This is a genomic window from Alteromonas sp. 14N.309.X.WAT.G.H12, from assembly GCF_036697315.1.
Classification (GTDB): Bacteria; Pseudomonadota; Gammaproteobacteria; order Enterobacterales; family Alteromonadaceae; genus Alteromonas.
In genome coordinates, this window is the sequence record NZ_JBAHZB010000233.1 from 1 (window position 1) to 1,056 (window position 1,056).

A 1,056-nucleotide genomic window follows, 5' to 3' on the forward strand; every position below is an offset into this window, starting at 1 on the left:
GCCCAGCAGGAAGCGTTTGTGGTGGCCCGCGCATCGGGAATTATTGAAAGGATCCTCGTAGAAGAAGGTGATTATGTTGAAAAAGGGCAAGTTTTGGCGCAGTTAGACAGACGGCGCTATGAATTAAACTTGTTAAAAGCCAAAGCGGATTTGGCAGGTATCGAGCAAGAATTGGCCAAGGTAAACCTAGTTTATTCACGTAAGTTAGTGAGTGACGATGTATATGAAAAGCTGGCGGCCTCCTATGATGCGGCAAAAGCAAACGTCGAGTTGGCACAACTTGATCTGCAAGAAACCACCATTACGGCCCCCATTAGCGGCTTTATTGCTGAACGAAACGCCAAAGTGGGCAACCTCACTGAGTCTTTTCAACGAGAGCGCATGTTCCATATTGTGCAGCAGCAATCATTACAAGGTGTTGTTTATCTCCCGGAAAGTGAGTTACCTCATATTAAAATAAATCAGCAAGCTACCCTTTCCCTTCCGGCATTAAATAATGAAACCGTCACCGCCTTTGTGTCCCGCATTAGCCCAGTCATTGATGCAACCACGGGAACATTTAAAGTGACACTAAACGTCCCCAATTCCCACGCCAAGTTAAAAGCCGGTATGTTTAGCGAAGTAGCTCTCAATTACGCCACCCATGAAAATACGACGCTCCTGCCCCGCCAAGCCTTGGTGAGTATCGATAACGAAAATACCGTCTTTGTGGTCAGGGAAGGAAAAGCCCTTAAAGTGCCCGTTACCCTCGGTTTCGAAGAAGGCAATATGGTAGAAGTGATCAGTGGACTTGTGGGCAGTGAATCGGTGATCACCTATGGCCACCAGAACCTAAAAGACCAAACCCCCGTGGATGTTGTAAACGGTTAACCGGCCTTTAGGAGCAAGCACATGAATATTGTGGATCTGGCCGTGAAGCGGCCTGTGGCTATCGCCATGTTTACCGCAGCGATATTGTTATTCGGCATGGTTTCTTTAAGCCGCTTGTCGTTGAGTCTGTTACCGGAGCTATCCTATCCCACATTAACAATACGTACCGATTATGAAGGGGCATCC

2 protein-coding genes are annotated in these 1,056 nt (G+C 47.4%); both read left to right on the forward strand.

The genetic code is table 11. From position 1 onward, the window contains the following. A partial coding sequence (locus tag V5298_RS20710) for an efflux RND transporter periplasmic adaptor subunit (RefSeq protein ID WP_332933295.1) occupies positions 1 to 870 on the forward strand: 870 nt, incomplete at its 5' end. 21 nt (positions 871 to 891) lie between these two features. Continuing rightward, positions 892 to 1,056 (forward strand): efflux RND transporter permease subunit (locus V5298_RS20715; protein WP_332933296.1); only part of this gene is annotated, 165 nt, incomplete at its 3' end.